General features: G+C 41.6%; 12 protein-coding genes and 2 pseudogenes. 8 read left to right on the forward strand and 6 right to left on the reverse strand.

Annotated features, from left to right (window positions below):
* Window positions 1–325: 325 nt before the first annotated feature.
* Complete coding sequence (locus V7K85_RS01070; protein ID WP_334810817.1) at window positions 326–964, reverse strand: lysophospholipid acyltransferase family protein; 639 nt, start codon at window positions 962–964, stop codon at window positions 326–328.
* 134 nt (window positions 965–1,098) lie between these two features.
* Here V7K85_RS01070 and V7K85_RS01075 point away from each other — a divergent pair.
* From V7K85_RS01075 to V7K85_RS01090, 4 genes and pseudogenes are all read left to right on the forward strand, one after another.
* Window positions 1,099–1,566 (forward strand): annotated as a pseudogene (locus tag V7K85_RS01075) (serine/threonine protein kinase); the annotation flags it as partial.
* Between the two features lie 97 nt (window positions 1,567–1,663).
* Window positions 1,664–1,855 (forward strand): hypothetical protein, encoded by a 192-nt coding sequence (locus tag V7K85_RS01080; RefSeq protein WP_334810818.1) that lies wholly within the window; start codon window positions 1,664–1,666, stop codon window positions 1,853–1,855.
* Window positions 1,856–1,883: 28 nt separating this feature from the next.
* Window positions 1,884–7,277 carry an ATP-binding sensor histidine kinase gene (locus tag V7K85_RS01085; protein WP_334810819.1) on the forward strand — a complete coding sequence of 1,798 codons (5,394 nt, stop codon included), beginning with the start codon at window positions 1,884–1,886 and terminating at the stop codon, window positions 7,275–7,277.
* Window positions 7,278–7,352: 75 nt separating this feature from the next.
* Window positions 7,353–13,259 (forward strand): trifunctional serine/threonine-protein kinase/ATP-binding protein/sensor histidine kinase, encoded by a 5,907-nt coding sequence (locus V7K85_RS01090; RefSeq protein WP_334810820.1) that lies wholly within the window; start codon window positions 7,353–7,355, stop codon window positions 13,257–13,259.
* A 5-nt stretch (window positions 13,260–13,264) separates the two neighbouring features.
* On the opposite strand, the gene fabD is transcribed toward V7K85_RS01090, so the two are convergent.
* From fabD to plsX, 3 genes are all read right to left on the reverse strand, one after another.
* Window positions 13,265–14,146, reverse strand: a complete 882-nt coding sequence (gene fabD, locus V7K85_RS01095) for an ACP S-malonyltransferase (protein WP_334810821.1) — start codon at window positions 14,144–14,146, stop codon at window positions 13,265–13,267.
* 196 nt (window positions 14,147–14,342) lie between these two features.
* Window positions 14,343–15,335: a beta-ketoacyl-ACP synthase 3 gene (locus V7K85_RS01100; RefSeq protein ID WP_334810822.1), complete on the reverse strand. Its 993-nt coding sequence runs from the start codon at window positions 15,333–15,335 to the stop codon at window positions 14,343–14,345.
* A gap of 99 nt (window positions 15,336–15,434) precedes the next feature.
* Window positions 15,435–16,457 carry a phosphate acyltransferase PlsX gene (gene plsX / locus V7K85_RS01105; RefSeq protein WP_334810823.1) on the reverse strand — a complete coding sequence of 341 codons (1,023 nt, stop codon included), beginning with the start codon at window positions 16,455–16,457 and terminating at the stop codon, window positions 15,435–15,437.
* A 37-nt stretch (window positions 16,458–16,494) separates the two neighbouring features.
* On the opposite strand from plsX, the gene V7K85_RS01110 reads away from it, so the two are divergent.
* Complete coding sequence (locus V7K85_RS01110) at window positions 16,495–16,716, forward strand: hypothetical protein (RefSeq protein ID WP_334810824.1); 222 nt, start codon at window positions 16,495–16,497, stop codon at window positions 16,714–16,716.
* On the opposite strand, the gene V7K85_RS01115 is transcribed toward V7K85_RS01110, so the two are convergent.
* Complete coding sequence (locus V7K85_RS01115) at window positions 16,688–18,169, reverse strand: leucyl aminopeptidase (protein WP_334810825.1); 1,482 nt, start codon at window positions 18,167–18,169, stop codon at window positions 16,688–16,690. The genes V7K85_RS01110 and V7K85_RS01115 overlap by 29 nt on opposite strands.
* Before the next feature lie 164 nt (window positions 18,170–18,333).
* Here V7K85_RS01115 and V7K85_RS01120 point away from each other — a divergent pair.
* Both V7K85_RS01120 and V7K85_RS01125 read left to right on the forward strand, forming a co-directional pair.
* Window positions 18,334–18,638 (forward strand): annotated as a pseudogene (locus V7K85_RS01120) (type II toxin-antitoxin system RelE/ParE family toxin).
* A gap of 59 nt (window positions 18,639–18,697) precedes the next feature.
* Entirely contained in the window at window positions 18,698–18,916 is a 219-nt protein-coding gene (locus tag V7K85_RS01125; protein WP_334810826.1) for a hypothetical protein, read from the forward strand.
* A gap of 217 nt (window positions 18,917–19,133) precedes the next feature.
* On the opposite strand, the gene V7K85_RS01130 is transcribed toward V7K85_RS01125, so the two are convergent.
* Complete coding sequence (locus V7K85_RS01130) at window positions 19,134–19,334, reverse strand: hypothetical protein (RefSeq protein WP_334810827.1); 201 nt, start codon at window positions 19,332–19,334, stop codon at window positions 19,134–19,136.
* A gap of 422 nt (window positions 19,335–19,756) precedes the next feature.
* On the opposite strand from V7K85_RS01130, the gene V7K85_RS01135 reads away from it, so the two are divergent.
* Window positions 19,757–20,218 carry a hypothetical protein gene (locus tag V7K85_RS01135; protein WP_334810828.1) on the forward strand — a complete coding sequence of 154 codons (462 nt, stop codon included), beginning with the start codon at window positions 19,757–19,759 and terminating at the stop codon, window positions 20,216–20,218.
* Window positions 20,219–20,344 lie beyond the last annotated feature (126 nt).

A 20,344-nucleotide genomic window follows, 5' to 3' on the forward strand; every position in this document is an offset into this window, starting at 1 on the left:
TCATCGACAATAACATAACTGCTCTCGGTTTAGCCTATAACCTGAGTAAAGCGAGACTTAATTCTCTTTAGATTTTCTTTACGAATCAGCTCTGACTTCATTGCTAGGGACTTCCAAGAAATAAATTATCCAATTTCACCGAGTCAAAACGATTTTTTCTCCCACTGCTAAGAGCTCCCTGCCCCCTGCCCTAAAAGCGATAGGACATTTTTATTATTTGTAAGTCCCCTAGAGCGCGTTGACCTTAAACATACAGAGACTAGGGCGTAGTTTACCGCCGTAGGCATCGCTACCTCCCTAAAGCATATATCTGAGCTTGTCTAACTCATCGTCCTAAATCATGCATCTGGTTAATTACCGTGGCACATTTTTGTGTCAACGCTTCCAATTCCTCTTTATTAGTGGAACTGGGAGGATCAATCAAGTTACCAATTCTCACAGTGATTGGAACTGCGCGAGGTAGGGACGATCCTTTTTGTAAAATCCCCTCAGTACCCCAAACACTTACCGGCAATATTGGGGCTTTTGCTTTCGCCGCCAGCAGCAATGCGCCTCTTTTGGGGTCTGTAATTTGACCATCTGGGGTGCGAGTACCTTGTAAGAAAACACCGACAGCCCAACCTTTATTGAGATATTCTACGGCGGAACGGATGGCTGTGCGATCAGCATTTCCCCGACTCACTGGATAAGCGCCATACAATTTAATCGCTTGCGCCAAAATGGGGATATTAAATAACTCTTCCTTAGCCATGTACGCCACTGGACGACGCACACAGTTGGAGACAATTGGCGGGTCAAAGTAACTAGCGTGATTACTCACTACCAACAACGGTCCTGATTCGGGGACATTTTCCGCACCATAAATCTGGCCCCGAAAGTAAGCGTGAAGCATGGGGCTGACGACTGACCATTTAAAGGCGTGGTAAAGTGCCAGACTGATAAACGGTTCGCGGTTTTTGTCCACAGAAGATAATGCAAATCAAACTGAATTTAGCATACGCGATCGCCAGGCCCAGAGCAAACTCAAAAAAGCTGTAGATATAAATTGCTTCATCCATCTGGGAATACTAAATCTGGAAATCTTTAGGATTTAGCAGTATGGTTAGCAGTCTTATCAGTATTCCCGGATATCGCATCAGTGAAGAATTCTACAATGGTTCCAGAACCCTAGTTTATCGAGGGTATCGAGAGACTGACTCATTAAGAGTAGTGATTAAACTGCTGAAGAATCCATATCTGAGTTTCAGTGAACTGTTGTCGTTTCGTAATCAGTATACCATCGCCCAAAATCTCAACTCGCCTCTGATCGTCCAAACCTACAGCTTAGAACCATACCAAAATGGCTATATGTTAATGATGGAAGTTGGGGGGATTTCTCTGAAGGAATGGGGAGTGAGGGTCAGGCGACAATCTCTACAGGAGTTTTTAGTTTTAGCAATCGCACTATGCAATACCTTAGATATATTGTACCGCGAGCGCATTATTCATAAAGGTATTAAACCCGCGAATATTTTAATTAATCCCGAAACTAAACAAGTTAAATTAGTTGACTTTAGCATTGTCTCAAGAAGAATTTATTGAATTAAACTGGGAATCAGGTTGTTAGCAATGCGATATTGCACAAGTAAATCAGGAAGCGGTTACAGATGATGTGGTAGAATTTATGGCGTTGCAGTTAGAAAAACTACCATTAGCAACCCAGAACATCCTCAAGTTAGCTGCTTGTATTGGAAATCAATTTGATTTAGCAACTTTGGCAATTGTTTCTGAACACTCAGAAATCGAAACGACGGCTGATTTGTGGAAAGCTTTACAAGAAGGGTTGATTTTACCTGCACATATCCGGGAAGACTAATGAAAGGAAGTCTTAAAGATTTTGCAGTATGGTTAGCACTAAAGTGAGTATTCCCGGATACAAAGTAAGCGAAGAACTGTACAATGGTTCGAGAACCCTAGTTTATCGGGGGTATCGAGAAACTGACTCCTTAAGAGTAGTGATTAAACTGCTGAAAAATCCTTATCCCAGTTTCAGCGAATTGGTACAGTTTCGCAATCAATACACCATTGCCAAAAATCTCAATTCACCCCTAATCATCCAAACCTACTACCTAGAACCTTACCAAAATGGTTATATGTTAGTGATGGAAGACTTTGGGGGAATTTCGCTGAAGGAATGGGGAGTAGGGAGTAGGGAGTGGGGAGTGAGGGGAAGCGTAGAATCTCTGATGGAGTTTTTACAGATAGCGATCGCGCTCTGCAATATCTTAGATATACTATACCGCGAACGGATTATTCATAAAGACATCAAACCCAGCAATATTTTAATTAATCCCAAAACCAAACAAATAAAATTAATTGACTTTAGTATTGCATCTTTACTACCACGAGAAACTCAAACGCTTATCAGTCTGAATGTATTAGAAGGGACACTCGCTTATATTTCTCCAGAACAAACTGGAAGGATGAATCGGGGGATTGATTACCGCACAGATTTTTATTCTCTAGGGATAACTTTTTATGAGTTACTAACAGGAAATTTACCCTTTAAATCAAACGATGTGATGGAGATTGTGCATTGTCATATTGCAAAACTTGCCGCTCCTTTGGAGCAATCAGAAATCCCGCAAGTGATTTCAGATATCGTGATGAAATTGATGGCAAAAAATGCTGAAGACCGCTATCAAAGTGCATTAGGGCTGAAATTTGATTTAGAAAATTGTTTGCGTCAGCTAAAAGAAACTGGCAGAATTGAAAGTTTTCCAATTGCCCAAGGAGATGTGTGCGATCGCTTTATTATTCCTGACAAACTTTATGGACGAAAAACAGAAGTAGAAATTCTACTGCAAGCATTTGAAAGAGTCAGCCTTGGGATAACAGAAATGATGGTGGTTGCGGGTTTTTCCGGTATTGGGAAAACCGTTGTAGTTAACGAAGTTCATAAACCGATTGTCCGTCAACGCGGTTATTTTATCAAAGGCAAATTTGATCAATTTCAAAAAAATATTCCTTTTTCGGCATTTGTACAAGCTTTTCGGAATTTAATGGGGCAATTGTTAACTCTAAGCGATGCCGAAATTCAACAATGGAAAAGCAAGATTTTAGAGGCTGTAGGTGAGAACGGACAAGTAATTATTGAAGTAATTCCCGAATTATCAAGAATTATTGGTCAACAATCACCTGCTCCAGAATTATCAGGAAGTGCGGCACAAAATAGATTTAATTTATTGTTTCAAAAGTTTACCCAAGTCTTTACTAGTAGAGAACATCCATTAGTGATATTTTTGGATGATTTGCAATGGGCAGATTCGGCATCGCTGAAATTGCTACAATTGTTGATGGAACAGACAGGACATTTATTAATCTTGGGTGCGTATCGGGATAATGAAGTATCACCGGCTCACCCGTTTATCCTAACCGTAGATGAGATCGTCAAAACTGGGGCAGTGGTCAATACCATTACGCTGCAATCGTTAAGTCTAGTTGAGATGAATCAGTTGGTGGCGGATACGTTGAATTGCGATCGCTCCCTGGCTCAACCGTTGACCGAACTGGTATACCAAAAAACTAAGGGTAATCCCTTTTTTGCGACTCAGTTTCTCAAGGCACTCTATGAAGAGGAACAAATTACTTTTGACTGGGAAGCACGGCATTGGCAGTGTGATATTGCCCAAGTCAGAGCTTTAGCGATCACCGATGATGTCGTTGAGTTTATGGCACTGCAATTGCAGAAGTTGCCGACACAAACTCAGGATGTATTGAAGTTGGCGGCTTGTATTGGAGCAGAGTTTGAGTTGGCAACATTGGCGATCGTGTCCCAGCAGTTTCCTGAAGATACGGCTGCTGCACTGTGGAAAGCATTACAAGAAGGTTTAATTATTCCGAATACGGAAATCTATAAGTTTTTTATTCAGTTTGACAGTGCGTCGGTTTCTGATGCAGCAGCTAATCCAACTTATCGCTTTTTGCACGATCGCGTTCAGCAAGCGGCGTATTCCTTGATTCCAGAAGAGCAAAAGCAAATCACCCATCTCAATATTGGACGTTTGCTGCAACAAGCAACCAGTGCGAGTGAACAGGATAAGCAGATTTTTGCGATCGTTAACCACCTTAACAAGGGGATATCTCTGATTGAGGATCAGACGGAGCAACAGGAACTCGTACAGTTAAACCTGATGGCTGGACAGAAAGCTAAGGGTGCAACGGCTTATGGAGCGGCTTTAAACTATTTCAACACGGGCATTTCTTTGTTGAGGGGCAATTGCTGGGAGAGCCACTACACTCTCGCCCTAGTTCTGTATGAAGGTGCAGCTAATTCTGCTTATCTCAGTGCTAACTTTGAACAAATGGAGCAGTTCGCTGAAGTTGTACTTACTCATGCCCGCTCTTGGCTTGATCGGATTAATGTTTACAACACGAAAATTCGGGCTTGCATGGCTCAAAACCAGCTTTTAGAAGCATTGCAGTTGGCACGGTTCGTGCTGGAACCTCTGGGGGTACATTTGCCAGAACAGCCTACCCCAGCAGACATCAAGCAGGCACTCCAGAACACCCAAATCCAACTCAGCAACAGATCGATGGAATCTTTGCTGCATTTACCGGAAATGACTGCGCCGGACAAAAAAGCCGCAATGATAATTCTGTCCACCATCATGTCGCCTGCCTATCAAGCTGCCCCAAACCTGATGCCCCTGGTGGTCTTTGCCCAGTTCGATCTATCGGTGCAGTACGGAAATGCACCAGAATCGATTCATGCCTACGGTCTCTATGGGTTAATGTTGATTGCCATATTGGGTGATATTGAAACGGGCTACTGCTTTGGGCAACTGGAGATAAACCTCCTGCAATACGTTCACTCACCCAGGCATGTTGCTGATGCCTTTTTTGACTTTAACTGCTTCTTCAAACACTGGAAAGAACCTGCAAAAACCTGCCAGGCAGGACTACTGCAAGCCTATTCCAGTGGATTAGAAATTGGTAATCTCAATCTTGCAGCACTCAGCCTACTCGTGTATGACTCTAATGCCTATTTCTGTGGGCAGGAACTGTCTTCCCTCAAGTTAGTGATGGAAGAACATCGCAAGGTGATGCAGCAACTGCGCCAGCATACCTATCTCTACACGCAAAGTCTTTTCCATCAGGTAGTCGTGAATCTGTTGGGGGCGTCAACAGAGCCACATCGGTTGGTTGGTGAATACTGCGATGAGCGTGAAATGATTCAGCTTTACCAGAAAACGGGTGAAGTAACCGCACTGCACCAAGTTTATCGCCATAAGCTGATACTTTGCTACCTGTTCCACCACTATGAACAAGCATTAGAAAACGCCAATAAAGCAGCCCAGTATTTGGGTGGAACGGCAGGACTAATGAGTGTTCCGCTTTTCCATTTCTACGATGCGCTAGTACAATTAGCGCTTTATCCAGATGCCAGCGAAACAGACCAATCAAGCATTCTAGAACGGGTTGCTACCAACCTGGAAAAACTCAGTGGGTGGGCAGCTTATGCACCGAGTAATCAGGCTCACCGCTGCGCCTTGATTGTCGCAGAACGGTGTCGGGTCTTGGGGGCTAGAGCCGAAGCAATAGAAAACTACGATCGCGCGATCGCCCTTGCCAAGGAACACGAATACCTCAACGAAGAAGCTCTCGCCAACGAACTCGCCACCAAATTCTATCTCGAATGGGGCAAAGAACGCATTGCTAAAGATTATTTGATTGAAGCCTATTATGCTTATTCCCGGTGGGGAGCAAAAGCCAAAGTTACTGATCTAGAACAACGCTATCCCCAATTACTTCAAGTCATCCTGCAACAGCAACGACTCAACCTCAACCCTCAAGAAGCTCTTGGTTTTCATGAGACTTTCTCATCGACTCGTACGAATACTGCTGGCACCACTAATATTTACGACGTCTTAGATTTTACCTCTGTCCTGAAAGCGGCTCAAGCTATTTCCAGTTCTCTAGAATTAGATACACTCATTACCAGTCTCACCCGGATTATCTTAGAAAACTCTGGCGCCAAAAAAGCTGTACTGCTGCTTCCTCAAGAAAACACTTGGCAAGTCCGAGCAATTACCTTGATTCATCATCAGAAAATACAAACCATACTTGACCCACAATTACTAGATACTTGTCAAGATATTCCCATAAAAATTATCAATTATGTCAAACATACTCAAGAAACCATTGTTATAAATAATTGCCAAACAGATATTCCTGGGGTAATTGAGGAATATATGCTAGAGTATCAACCCAAAAGTATTTTATGCACACCAATTATTAATCAAGGGCATTTGGTGGGGATTCTTTACTTAGAAAATAAACTCACAAGAGAGGTATTTACTAACGAACGTCTGCAAGTTATCAATCTACTTTCTTCCCAAACTGCAATATCCCTAGAGAATGCTCGACTTTATCAACAAGCTGGGCAAGCATTACAAGATTTACAACAGGCACAATTACAAATCGTTCAGAGTGAGAAAATGTCGGCACTGGGTAACTTAGTAGCAGGGGTAGCACATGAAATGAATAATCCTTTGGGATTTATTTATGCCAGTCTTCAACAAGCTAAACCCACCTTTACGGATATTGTTGAACACTTGAAACTCTATCAAGAAAGTCTTCCCAATCCCGGTGGTGAAATTATCGACCATGCCAAAGAAATCGACTTGGATTATAGCTTAGAAGATTTACCCAAGATGATTGATTCTATGACAATGGCGTGCGATCGCCTTCACAACATTAGCACTAGTTTAACAACTTTTTCCCGCACTGATAAAGATTACAAAGTGCCGTTTAATATCCATGAAGGCATTGATAGCACAATTTTAATTCTCAAACATCGTTTGAAAGCAAACGAACAACGTCCAGCAATTGAAGTGATAACTGACTATGGTAATTTACCTAATATTGAGTGTTTTGCTGGACAATTGAATCAGGTATTTATGAATATTATGGCAAATGCCATTGATGCGCTGGATGAATCAAATACAGGACGGAGTTTTCAGGAAATTAAGTCCAATCCCAATCAAATTACAATTAAAACCTCCCTAGAAAATGAAAGCGTGAAAATTGCTATTGCTGATAACGGCAAGGGGATGAATAAATCAGTAAAACAAAAGATTTTTGACCATTTATTTACTACAAAAGGTGTGGGAAAAGGGACGGGATTAGGATTAGCGATTGCCAAGTCTATCGTCGAAGAAACCCACAGTGGCAAATTGAGTTTTAACTCTGTTATCGGTGAGGGTACAGAATTTTTCATTGAAATTCCACTATAAACTTTTGCTCTTGTTGGTAAACAACTGCACATATCCGGGAACACTAAATAAAGGAAGTCTTGAAAATTTAGCAGTATGGTTACCACTCTAGTTACTATTCCCGGATATCAAATTAACGAACAACTTTATAATGGTTCGAGAACCCTAGTTTATCGCGGTTATCGAGAAACTGACTCTTTACCTGTAGTCGTTAAACTGCTGAAAAATCCATATCCGGGTTTTAGCGAATTGGTGCAGTTTCGCAATCAGTATACCATTGCCAAAAATCTCAACTCACCTCTAATCATCCAAACCTATAGCCTAGAACCTTACCAAAATGGCTATGTGTTGGTGATGGAAGACTTCGGGGGAATTTCTCTTAAAGAATGGGCAACAGGGTCAAGTCTAGGAAATCTCACGGAGTTTTTACAGATAGCGATCGCACTGTGTAACACCTTAGATATACTCTATCATCAGCGGATTATTCATAAAGACATCAAACCCGCCAATATTTTAATTAATCCAGAAACCAAACAAGTTAAATTAATTGACTTTAGTATTGCATCCCTACTACCACGGGAAACTCAAACGCTGATCAGTCCTAATCTATTAGAAGGGACACTCGCTTATATTTCCCCAGAACAAACAGGCCGAATGAATCGGGGGATTGACTATCGGACTGATTTTTATTCAGTCGGTGTTACTTTTTACGAGTTACTTACAGGTGAGTTACCTTTTCAATCAAACGACCCGATGGAGTTGGTGCATTGTCATATTGCAAAACTTCCACCAAATATCAATAAATGTCACTGTCATATTGTACCTTCTCCTTACCAAGGAGAAGGTTGCGGTGAGGTTGATTTTCCGATTCCCCAAGTTCTCTGTGACATTGTGATGAAACTGATGGCGAAAAATGCTGAAGACCGCTATCAAAGTGCATTAGGACTGAAATTTGATTTAGAAAGTTGTTTAACTCAACTCCAAAAAACAGGTTCGATTGAACACTTTGAAATTGCCCAAAGAGATGTGTGCGATCGCTTTATTATCCCTGATAAACTCTATGGAAGACAAACAGAAGTAGAAATTCTCCTCCAAGCATTTGAGCGAGTTAGCCTGGGTGCAACTGAAATGATCCTGGTAGCTGGTTTTTCGGGTATTGGTAAAACTGCGGTTGTTAACGAAGTTCATAAACCGATTGTTCGTCAACGTGGTTATTTTATCAAAGGCAAATATGACCAATTTCAGCGAAATATTCCCTTCAGTGCATTTGTGCAAGCATTCCGAGATTTAATGGGACAATTGCTCACAGAAAGCGATGCTCAAATCCAGGAATGGAAAAGTAAGCTTTTAAAAGCTGTCGGAGAAAATGGCCAGGTAATTATTGAAGTAATTCCGGAATTAAAAAGAATTATTGGTATTCAACCACCAGCACCGGAATTATCAGGAACTGCGGCACAAAATCGCTTTAATTTATTGTTCCAAAAGTTCACCCAAGTCTTTACTATTGCCAAACATCCATTAGTAATATTTTTAGATGATTTGCAATGGGCAGATTCAGCATCGTTAAAGTTAATGCAGCTATTAATGACTGATACAGGGCATCTTTTGATCATTGGTGCGTATCGTGATAACGAAACGGCACTTGCTACAAGCCGGGGAACCGATCCAACGCAGTGCCTCGTCAATCCAGTACATCCGTTAATGTTGACCTTGAGTGAAATCGAAAAAACACAAGCAACGATTAATACGATTACTTTAGCACCACTGAGTCAACTGCAAGTGAATTACTTAGTTGCTGAAACACTTAAGTGTTCAGAAAATTTAGCTCTGCCTCTTTCTTTATTAGTATCTCTGAAAACTCAAGGTAATCCGTTTTTCGCTACACAATTTCTCAAAGCATTGCATCAAGATGAACTGATTGAGTTCAGCTTTGAGTCAGGCTGTTGGGAATGTGATATTACACGAGTGACTCAGCAAGCGGTGACAGATGATGTTGTTGCTTTTATGGCATTTCAATTGCGAAGACTGCCGTCATCAACTCAAAATGTATTGCAGTTAGCTGCTTGTATTGGGAATCAGTTTGATTTAGCAACTTTGACTATTATTTCGGAAAAATCAGAGATAGAAACAGCAGCTTGTTTGTGGAAAGCCTTACAAGAAGGGTTGATTTTGCCTACTGATAATATTTATAAATTTTATGTCTGGCAAAAAAGTCAAGCAGTTACTCAAGAAATTTCTCAGACTGTCAAATACAACTTTTTGCACGATCGCGTCCAACAAGCTGCTTATTCTCTGATTCCAGATGAGCAAAAGAAAACAACTCATCATCGGATTGGTCAACAGTTACTGAATAACACATCTGAGAGTGAACAAGAAGAACGAATTTTTGAGATTGTTAATCAAATCAATGTTGCTGTCGAATTAATTGAGCAGCCAACAGCACGAGAGGAATTAGCAAAGTTAAATTTAATCGCTGGGCGCAAAGCTAAAAATTCTACTGCTTATAGTGCGGCGGTTAAATACTTTGCAGTTGGGCGCAATCTCTTAACTAGCGATCGCTGGCAAAATCAGTATAACCTGACACTAGCATTGTATGTAGAAGAAGTGGAGGCAGCCTATCTCAATACTGATATAGATGAGATGGAACAGCTTGTAGAAGTGGTACTGCAACAGGCAAAGACAGCATTGGATACAGTCAAAGTGTATGGTGTGAGAATTAATGTATACACATCACAGGGTAAGCTACTCGAAGCCATCAATACTGGATTGACGATATTAAAGCAATTTGAGATCGATCTCCCTGAATCACCAGATTTAGAAGATGTTGCACGGGTGAGTCAACAAACACAAGCTCTTTTAGGTAGTAAGAAACCTACGGATCTACTAAATCTGCCTGAGATGACGAACCCTCAAATTTTGGCAGTGATGCAAATTCTCAATGAAATATTAGTCCCTGCCTATTTGACAAAACCAAATCTCAATTCATTGATAATCATGACACAGATGAATCTATCAATGATTTATGGAAATGCACCTATTTCTGCATTAAACTACTCTGGCTACGGATTATTTCTTTGTGCTGTTGCTGGCGATATTGAGCAAGGCTATGAATTTGGTCAATTGGCGTTAAATTTATTATCTAAATTCAAAGAAAAAAAGATTGAATCTAGAGTGTTATTTGTAACTTCTACTTTTATAGTTCATTGGAAAGTTCATGTCAGAGAAACCTTAAAACTGCTGCAAAATGCTTACTCCAGTGGTTGGGAAAGTGGAAATTTAATGGTCTTAGGCTACGCAGCTTATGCTTACGGCTTCCATGCCTATTTCATGGGTTATGAGTTATCCGAGCTAGAACAAGAAATGACAGCCTATAGTAAGGTATTAGAACAAATTAATCAGCAAACGCAGCTCAACTACAATGAACTTTATCGACAGTCAATTTTGAATTTGCTAGGTCAAACGGCAAGTCCATCTCTGTTGCTTGGTGAAGCAGAGAAAGAACAGGAACTTTTAGTACGATATCAGCAGACAGATGACAAAACAGGATTATGGCATTTCTTTTTGAACAAGTTAATTCTGTGTTATTTGTTTCAAGAATTTGATGCAGCACTTGAGTATATCGAACGGGCAAAATATTATTCATCTGCCGGAAAAGGAATGTTTAATATTCCTGTTTTCTATTTTTATGCTTCTCTGACTTGGTTAACTGTCTTGCCTAACCATCCTAAATCTGAGCAAGAAAATATCCTGCAACAAGTCGCAGCTAATCAGAAAAATATGCAGGAATGGACAAGTCATAACCCGAAGAATCATCTACACAAATTTTATCTAGTGGAGGCAGAACGACATCGAGTTATTGGTGACTATTTAGAAGCAATGAAAAATTATGACCTGGCGATTTCTCATGCTAAAGAAAACGGCTACATCCAAGAAGAAGGACTGAGCAACGAACTCGCAGCCAAATTCTACCTGGACTGGGGTAAACAAAAAGTTGCCCAAGCATATATGCAAGAAGCATACTACTGCTATGCCCGCTGGGGTGCGAAAGCCAAAACCGATGACTTAACAAAATGCTATCCCAAACTGTTGCAACCCATCCTGCAACAGCAAAGAATTAATCTCAACCCCCTAGAAACTATTGGCTTTTCTGGGACTGTTTCATCTACTTACACTTCTAGCACTAGTAGCACCAAGATTTCCAATGTTCTAGATTATACCTCTGTTTTCAAAGCCTCTCAAGCTATCTCCAGTTCTCTAGAAATAGATCAACTCATTACCAGTCTCACCCGCATTATCCTAGAAAACTCTGGCGCGAAAAAATCTGCACTAATTCTTCCTCAAGGAGATACTTGGCAAGTTAAGGCAATTACCTTTATTAATCATGGATCAAATTCTCATATTGAGATACAAACCATTCTTAATTCACAACCACTAGATGCTTGTCAAGATATTCCCACAACAATTATCAATTACGTCAAAAATACCCAACAAACAGTTGTGATCGATAACTTGCAAACAGATATTCCTGGTGTAATTGGGGAATATATGTACCGAATAAAACCCCAGAGTGTATTATGTACCCCAATTATTAATCAAGGACATTTGGTAGGTATTATTTACTTAGAAAATAAACTGACTCCAGGAGTGTTTACCAGTGATCGCCTTAGCGTGATTAACTTACTTTGTACTCAAGCTGCAATATCCCTAGAAAATGCTCAATTGTACACTGATCTACAGGGCAGTGAAGCTCGTTTCCATCGCCTAGCGGAGAATGTTCCGGGGATGATTTATCAATTCCAGCTCTTACCAGATGGTATATCCAGATTTAACTACGTTAGTACTGGTTGTTATGAAATTTACGAAATCCCACCAGAGCAAGTAGTGGCTGATGCTAGCAGCTTAATATCTGCGGTTCCCCCAGAGGACATGGCACATTATCAAGAGTCTGTTACCATTTCTGCTCAAACTTTGGAGCCTTGGCGATATGAAGGACGAATCATCACCCCTTCCGGTAAAGTAAAATGGATTCAAGCTGCATCCCGTCCAATTAAACAAGCTGATGGCACAATTATTTGGGATGGCTTGTTGTTAGATGTCACAGAACGCAAACAAGCTGAAGCTGCTGTTTTTCAAAAATCCCAAGAATTGAAAGAAGCTTTAGAAGAATTACAACAGGCACAACTGCAAATTGTTCAAAGTGAGAAAATGTCGGCACTGGGTAATTTAGTTGCCGGGGTAGCTCATGAAATGAATAATCCTTTGGGCTTTATTTATGCTAGCCTCCAACAAGCTAAACCCAGCCTTGCAGATGTTGTTGAACACTTGAAACTATATCAAGAAAGTCTCCCAAATCCAGGTGATGAAATTATCGACCATGCCGAAGAAATCGACTTGGATTATAGCTTAGAAGACTTACCCAAGATTATTGATTCAATGGTGATGGCGTGCGATCGCCTCAAAAATATCAGCACCAGTCTCCGCACTTTTTCCCGTGCAGATAAAGATTACAAAGTGCCATTTAATATCCACGAAGGTATCGATAGTACGATTTTAATTCTCAAACATCGCCTGAAAGCAAACGAACAACGTCCAGCAATTGAAGTGATAACTGATTATGGGAATTTGCCCCAGGTTGAATGTTTTCCTGGGCAATTAAATCAGGTATTTATGAATCTTCTAGCAAATGCCATTGATGCGCTGGATGAATCAAATACGGGACGGAGTTTTAAGGAAATTAAGGCCAATCCCAACCGAATTATAATTAAAACTTCCCTGGAAAATGAAAGTGTGAAAATTGCCATTATTGATAATGGCAAGGGGATGAATGAATCAGTGCAACAAAGGATTTTTGACCACTTATTTACTACAAAAGGTGTAGGTAAAGGGACAGGATTAGGATTAGCGATCGCTCGTCAAATCGTTGAAGAAACCCACAATGGCAAATTGAGTTTTAACTCTGTTTTAGGTGAGGGTACAGAATTTTTAATTGAAATGAAGTTCTAAAAAAATTAAACAGGTAAATCAGCTGCACTCTGTATGTTTTCTAATATTAAGTCAGGGCTACTACGTTTAATCAAGCCAGTTAGGACTTTACCAGGGCCAATTTCGACTACTCGCTGGATACCGTTGGCTGGTAATTGCAGAGAAATTTCTCGCCATCTTACAGAACCAGTCATTTGCTTGTTCAGGCGTTGCTTTAAAATCTCGGCATCAATAGACGGAATTGGTTCTACATTAGACAACACTGGCACAGTAGCCGACTGAAATTTCACAGATTCTAGAATGTCTTGGAATTGGGCAGCTGCTGGTGCTATTAAATGTGAGTGAAATGCTCCAGAAACTTTTAGGGGAATAGCACGCTTTGCTTTTACTTGAGTCATCACCGCTTGTACAGCCTCAGTTGTGCCTGAAATCACCACCTGAGTCGAACTATTATCATTTGCCAGCACTACATCAGGCGTTTGGGCAATGACTTTTTCTAACTGTTCGCGGTCAAAGTTCATCAAAGCCGCCATCATCCCACCAACGGCATTATCCATGAGTTCTGCACGACGCTTTACTAGATATAAACCAGCAGACCACTCAAAGACACCCGCTATGTAAAGGGCAGTATATTCTCCCAAACTGTGGCCAGCAACTAAATCTGGGTGGTGTCCTCGTTCTCGGAGAAGGTCAGCAAGAATGCTTTCCACCACATAAAGAATTGGCTGGGTATATAGCGTCTGTGATAACTTCTCTTCTTGAGTTTGACAGATTTCGGTTACAGACCAGCCCAAAATTTCCTCAGCCTGAGCAAATTTGTCTTTAGCGGCGGGTATATCTAATAAGTCCATTCCCATTCCCAGTGCTTGGGAACCTTGTCCGGGAAACACCCATGCAGTTTTTATCATTGGTCATTAACAAAGGATAAAATATTCACCGAATTTTATATTTTAAGTTTTGAATAATGGAATTGAATAATTCAAAAGCGTTAGACTAAGCGTTCACACTGTACCCCTACGGGGATCTTGGTACGCGCAGCGTCCCGTAGGGAAGAAAGAGCATTCATGCATGGAATCAATCTAAAATCTAAAATCTAAAATTAAGTCACCTTCCCCATTGAAAAATTGCCGCACCCCAGGTAAGACCGGCACCAAAGCCGGATGCAGCAACGATGTCATTGGGTTTAATTTTACCTTGTCGCACTGCTTCATCCAAAGCTAAGGGAATGGAAGCAGCAGAGGTATTGCCGTACTCGGCGAGATTACTGATAACTTTATGTTCTGGGACATTCAGGCGTTGGGCAACAGCATCGATAATCCGCTGATTGGCTTGATGCAACAGCAGCCAATCTATTTGGTCAACGCTGAGGTTGGCTTGAAACAAGGCTTTGTCAATGATTTCTGGCACTTTTTGGACAGCAAAGCGGTAGACTTCTTTGCCATTCATAGTAATGGGTTGGTAAGTGCCTTTAGTGACATTTACACCTGACAGTAGTTCTTGGGAAACGCCTGCATAGGCAAGGTTGAGGTGATGGTTTTGAGTGCCATCACTTTTAAGTGCAAATCCCAACAAGCGATCGCTTTTGTCAGCCTGCAAAACTACTGCCCCGGCACCATCACCGAACAATACACAAGTGCGCCGATCTTGCCAATCTACCCAGCGAGAGAGGATATCTGCCCCGATCAAAAGCACATTTCGATAAACGCCTGTTCTAATATATTGGGCTGCTGTAACCAGACCAAACACAAAGCCGGAACAGGCTGCGGTTAAGTCAAAGGCTACTGCGTTGGTGGCTCCCAATTGAGCCTGCACTTGACAAGCACTACCAAACAAATCATCAGGGGTGGAAGTGGCTAGTAGAATCAGGTCTAGGTCTTCTGGTTTAATTCCCGAAGCTGCGATCGCCTGATTGCTGGCGGCAGTTGCGAGTATACTCAAGGACTCAGATGGCTGCGCTAATCGCCGTTGACGAATTCCTGTTCTTGTGGCAATCCATTCGTCTGATGTTTCAACTACTTCACTCAATGTCTGGTTGTGTAGGGAAGTTGCTGGCACTGCCGAGCCGCTTCCGGTAATTGCTACGCCTAAATTTTGCACACCTAATCTCCCCAGCTATCAGCTTTTTGCCTTTTTTCCCTTGTCTTTTGTCCTTTGTCCTGGCAAATGACAAACGGCTCATGACTTATAACTGAATCGCTAACCGCTCTCGCGCTCTAGGATATATTGGGACTGAATTCGTTGTAGCACCTGGTTGTCAACAGCTTCTTTTGCCATCCGAATTGCATTAAAAATTGAAGGAGCTTGTGAGCTACCGTGACCGATCAAACAGACTCCTGCCACGCCTAACAGCAAAGCGCCGCCATGTTCTGCGTGATCCATCCGCTGCTTTACCCGCTTCAGGTTGGGTTTTAAGAGTGCTGAACCAACTTGACCGTGCAATCCTTGGGGTAATTCTTCCCGCAGAATTTGCAAAATCACTTCTCCGACGGCTTCGGCAAATTTTAACAATACATTACCGACAAAGCCATCACAGACAATTACATCAAAGCGACCGGAAAGCACATCACGCCCTTCGGCATTGCCAATAAAATTAATTTGGGAATTTTCGCGGAGCATTTGGTGGGCGCGGACGGCTGCATCATTGCCCTTAGAGTCTTCTTCACCGATATTCAATAAACCCACTTTCGGTTCGGTTGTACCTAAGACATATTGACTGTAGGCCGAACCCATGACACCAAACTGCTCTAAAAACTTGGGACGGCAATCTACATTCGCGCCGACATCAAGTACCAACACTGGCTTCCCAGCAATAATCGTGGGAAAAACTGTCCCTATGGCTGGGCGGTCGATTCCTGGCAATCGTCCTAAGCGGAGCAAAGCGGATGCCATAGCTGCCCCAGAGTGACCGGCAGAAAATACGGCATCTGCCTGCTGCTGCTTGACTAAATCCATCGCCACATTGATCGAAGCCTTGCGTTTGCGTCTAACTGCGTTTAAAGGCTCCTCATCCATAGCGATCGCTTCCTCAGCAGTCACGATCTCTACCTGCCCTAAATTCGTTTTTGGCGGCAAGGCAGCTTTTATTTGTTGGGGATCACCAACCAACAATACATCTACACCCAATTCTTCCCGTGCTCGCAGTGCGCCAGCAACAATTTCACCGGGTGCGTGATCCCCTCCCATTGCGTCAATTGCGATCCTTACACGAGTCGATCCCATTGCTCAGAGCTTTTAGAAACCTTACAAATTTTACCAGATGGCTTTGCCGAAAAAGCTTAACTTTCAACAGAGCCAAATTACTTCTGTTACTATTGCAACAATTTTTGCTGGCAAGCTCAAGATAGCACGAATTGTTTGGGGATTGGGGATTGAGGATTGGCATGGGACATTGGCATTGGGTATTAGTTATTTCTTTCCTGCTCCCTCTGCCCCTCTGCCTCCCCTACTACCTACTCCCCAGTACCCAGTACCCAGTTAACTAGCGTCCGAACGCCGTAGCCAGTTGCCCCCGCGCCGTTGTAGCCATTTTCTTTATCTGTCCACACTGGGCCGGCAATATCTAAGTGCGCCCAAGGGGTTTCTTTGACGAATTGCTTGAGGAAAAGGGCAGCGGTAATTGCACCACCCGGACGCGGCCCTGTATTCTTCATGTCCGCGATACCAGACTTTAACCCTTCAAAATATTTTTCTTCCATTGGCATCCGCCAAATCTTTTCGCCTGAAGTTTCGGCAGCTTTCTCGATTTGGGAAGCTACAGCATCATCGGGAGTGTACAAACCAGCAATATCGTCACCCAAGGCAATAACGTTGGCACCAGTGAGGGTGGCTAAATCGAGGATCGCATCTAATCCCAATTTGTCGGCATACACCAAGGCATCTGCTAGGGTCAAACGTCCTTCAGCGTCGGTGTTGTTCACTTCGATTGTTTTGCCGTTTGATGCTGTGAGAATATCTCCAGGGTGCATGGCGTGACCGCTAATCATGTTTTCAGCTACTGCCGAGATAAAGTGAACCTCAACATCTGGCTTGATTTGAGCAATTGCTTTTGCTGCGCCCAAAGTAGCAGCTGCACCGCCCATATCCATTTTCATGGTTTCGATGCCACTACCAGCACCTTTAATGTTGAGTCCTCCAGAATCGAAGGTTACACCTTTGCCAATAATTGCTAGTTTCTTTTTGGGTGTACCTTCTGGCTTATAAGTCAGGTGAATGAATTTAGGTGGCAACTCCGAACCTTGCGATACTCCCAAAAATGCACCCATGCCTAACTTTTCACAGTCTTCTCGTTCCAGAATTTCCACTTGTAAACCGTGATCGTTAGCGATCGCTTGAGCAGTTTCTGCCAAAGTAAGCGGTGTTACCGCGTTAGCTGGTGCTGCTACTAACTGCCGTGCCAAATTTACCCCTGACACAATTTGATTGGCGCGGCTGATGGCTGCTTCTTGCCCACCGAATCCTAGTAAATCTACAGTTTCTATTTGTGAGCCTTTCTCTTCTGGTTCTGACTTAAAGCGAATATCTTCGTAAAGCGCCAATTCGACACCTTCTGCGATCGCTTGGGCACTTCCATCTGGATCGTTGTTCCACAATGGAAAGCTAAATCCCAGAATTTTGCTTTTTTGCTTTTTTCCTACTCTGGCTACAGCAGCAGCAGCGCGTCGCAAAGTGTCGAGGTTTAGTGCATCTGGTTTACCCAAACCTACCAGAATCAATTTACGCACTGGGCTACCAGCATTCACACGGGTAAAGATGGTACTGTTGGCTTTAGCTTTAAATTCCTCTTCAGCAATTAGTTCTTTTAAGACCCCGGAAAACTTTTGATCTAAAGTTGCCAATTCTCCGGTTAACTCTACTGCATCTTCAAATAATCCAATTGCCAAACTATCGCCTGCCCACTCTAGCAAAGGCTCATCACTAGGTTGAATTCTCATTTTGGGATTTTGTGTAAATATTCCTTCTTGTACCAGTATTGCTCAAAATTCTTGTTTCAGGCTGAGGCGAGTGGGCAATAGGGATCAGTAGCTATAATCTAGTGCTGAGAGTGTCAATCCATATACTCTTAAAAATGTATGAAATTTTAACGATAATAAAGTTAGTGGAATGGCAAGTTGAGTTTCATGATGATTTTGAGTCTGAGTTGGATGCTCTACCTCAAGAAGTAAAAAATGAGTTGCTTGCTACGGCTCAGATATTAGAAAACTTTGACCCACAAGCAAAACGTCCTCATGTTGATACGCTCAAAGGGTCTAAGTACCCAAACATGAAGGAGTTACAATTCTCAGCTTTGGTGATGTCTGGCGTGTGGCATTTGCTTTTGATCCATTGAGACAAGCCATTATATTGGTTGCAGGTGATAAATCCGGTGTTAGTCAAAAACTTTTTTATAAACACTTAATTTAAAAAGCTGATGCACGGTATAAGAGTCATCTTCAAAAATTAAAAGAAGAAGGGTAAGAAGAATGGGTAAAAGCTTAAGAGAAAAAATTAAAGAACAGCCAATAGAAAGCCAAATTAAAATTGAAAGCCGCGCTCAGGAATTAATCGCTCAAGAATTAACTAGGCAAAAACTCTTACTAGAGAAACAGCAACTTAAAGTTAGAGTTAGAAAGGGAAAAGGTTTGAAACAAAGAAAGGTAGTTATATTTCAATACGGTTCAGTTAAGGTTAAAACTCTTTAGAGGTGCAGAGGACATAGAAAAACAGGGCTATTTCATTCTCATCTAGCCCGCCTCAGAATAAATTCTGAGTCTAATAGCGAAAGTCGTCTCAAGACGACTGAGACTCATGTTATAGTCCGTTTTAACGGACTTTAGCTATTAGTCCGGAACTTTAGTTCTGGGCGGTTTATGTTTAGAAAGAAATAACCCTGCATAGAAAGAAGGAAAAAATGCTTAACTAACCGTATTGGATTCTACAGGCACTAAACAGGCACACGCCGAACAAGGTTTTATCGCGGTTATTGTCTAAGCCGTGACTGAAGATTAGTTGTATCTCTTGTTGAGTGAGAACTTTAACACGTCCGTGACGGTTGATTTTCATCGTCAGACTGTAACCCTGTGATTCACAGCCTACAACGATTTGAAACCTGACAAGCATAACTATTTAATTAGGCTTTTTGCGATCGCAACACCTCGCCCCTACATAAATGTTAATTTATTTGCTAAATAATTGACACCTTTTTTTCAGTAGTATATTTTTAGTGTATATGCGGTCTGTTAAAACTCATCGCTGCATCTTGGATAAATTTTGAAAAGTTTATAACGAAAGTTGTGATGCGTTTAATTAGCGCTGTTTTTTACTATAGTTATAAAATATTCAAAACCTTGTTTATACCTACTTGATTACAAACAAAGATTTTTTATTTCGGTTGATAAAACAAGGTTTTGAACAAGATTCAACGTCAACATCTTTTTCTCTTACCAGAGAGATAAAAGAGTGTTAAATAACTTTACAATGTATTCCCGAACAGCACGTATTTTCTCTGCCACTCTTTAACGAAATTTGGGGGACTTATTTTTATGAAGACAATCAGACTTTTAAAATATTTTCTCTTGCCTATATCTTTACTACTCTTGACAACTATGTTAGGCCTTACAGTAAAAGCACAAAGCTTTACAGCAAAACCAAATGGGGCTGATCTTGTACGTGTTTCTAACCCAGACCAATCCTGTAGCGTACTTATGTCAGATTTGAGTAACTTCCTTTTGTATAACAATCAAGACCATCAAGTTATAATACATCACTTAACAAATTACCAAACTGTTAATAATTCCTTTGGTGGCTATACAGCAGCAACGTTGAGTAAAAACATATATGGAAATTTCATTGGCTCGGGTAATCGACTACTCAGTACAAGGGCTTTGACTCTTGATGCTCCTCCTCCTCTTACTTTTGATCCTAACAATCCTGTTTTGGAGGAGGAGGAGGACGATCTCAGCCGTTTGACGTGCAACAACCCGATCCAATATCTTATGAGATAAATCCACTGACTATAAAAATCACTTTCAATGGGAAATACGGGGCTTACAACATGACTTGTCTTGATGATAAGTTCGCAATCGTCAACACAGGCGATAGCATCGAAACCTTTACATTTTTTAAATTCA

Origin of the sequence: Nostoc sp., assembly GCF_036917615.1 — a bacterium.
Lineage (GTDB): Bacteria > Cyanobacteriota > Cyanobacteriia > Cyanobacteriales > Nostocaceae > Nostoc.

Coding starts and splice junctions, on each gene's coding strand:
- V7K85_RS01080 (WP_334810818.1), top strand. CDS start 1,664: ATGGCGTTGCAGTTAGAAAAACTACCATTAGCAACCCAGAACATCCTC.
- V7K85_RS01085 (WP_334810819.1), top strand. CDS start 1,884: ATGGTTAGCACTAAAGTGAGTATTCCCGGATACAAAGTAAGCGAAGAA.
- V7K85_RS01090 (WP_334810820.1), top strand. CDS start 7,353: ATGGTTACCACTCTAGTTACTATTCCCGGATATCAAATTAACGAACAA.
- fabD (WP_334810821.1), bottom strand. CDS start 14,146: ATGATAAAAACTGCATGGGTGTTTCCCGGACAAGGTTCCCAAGCACTG.
- plsX (WP_334810823.1), bottom strand. CDS start 16,457: ATGGGATCGACTCGTGTAAGGATCGCAATTGACGCAATGGGAGGGGAT.
- V7K85_RS01110 (WP_334810824.1), top strand. CDS start 16,495: ATGGCTTTGCCGAAAAAGCTTAACTTTCAACAGAGCCAAATTACTTCT.
- V7K85_RS01115 (WP_334810825.1), bottom strand. CDS start 18,169: ATGAGAATTCAACCTAGTGATGAGCCTTTGCTAGAGTGGGCAGGCGAT.
- V7K85_RS01125 (WP_334810826.1), top strand. CDS start 18,698: ATGGGTAAAAGCTTAAGAGAAAAAATTAAAGAACAGCCAATAGAAAGC.
- V7K85_RS01130 (WP_334810827.1), bottom strand. CDS start 19,334: ATGCTTGTCAGGTTTCAAATCGTTGTAGGCTGTGAATCACAGGGTTAC.
- V7K85_RS01135 (WP_334810828.1), top strand. CDS start 19,757: ATGAAGACAATCAGACTTTTAAAATATTTTCTCTTGCCTATATCTTTA.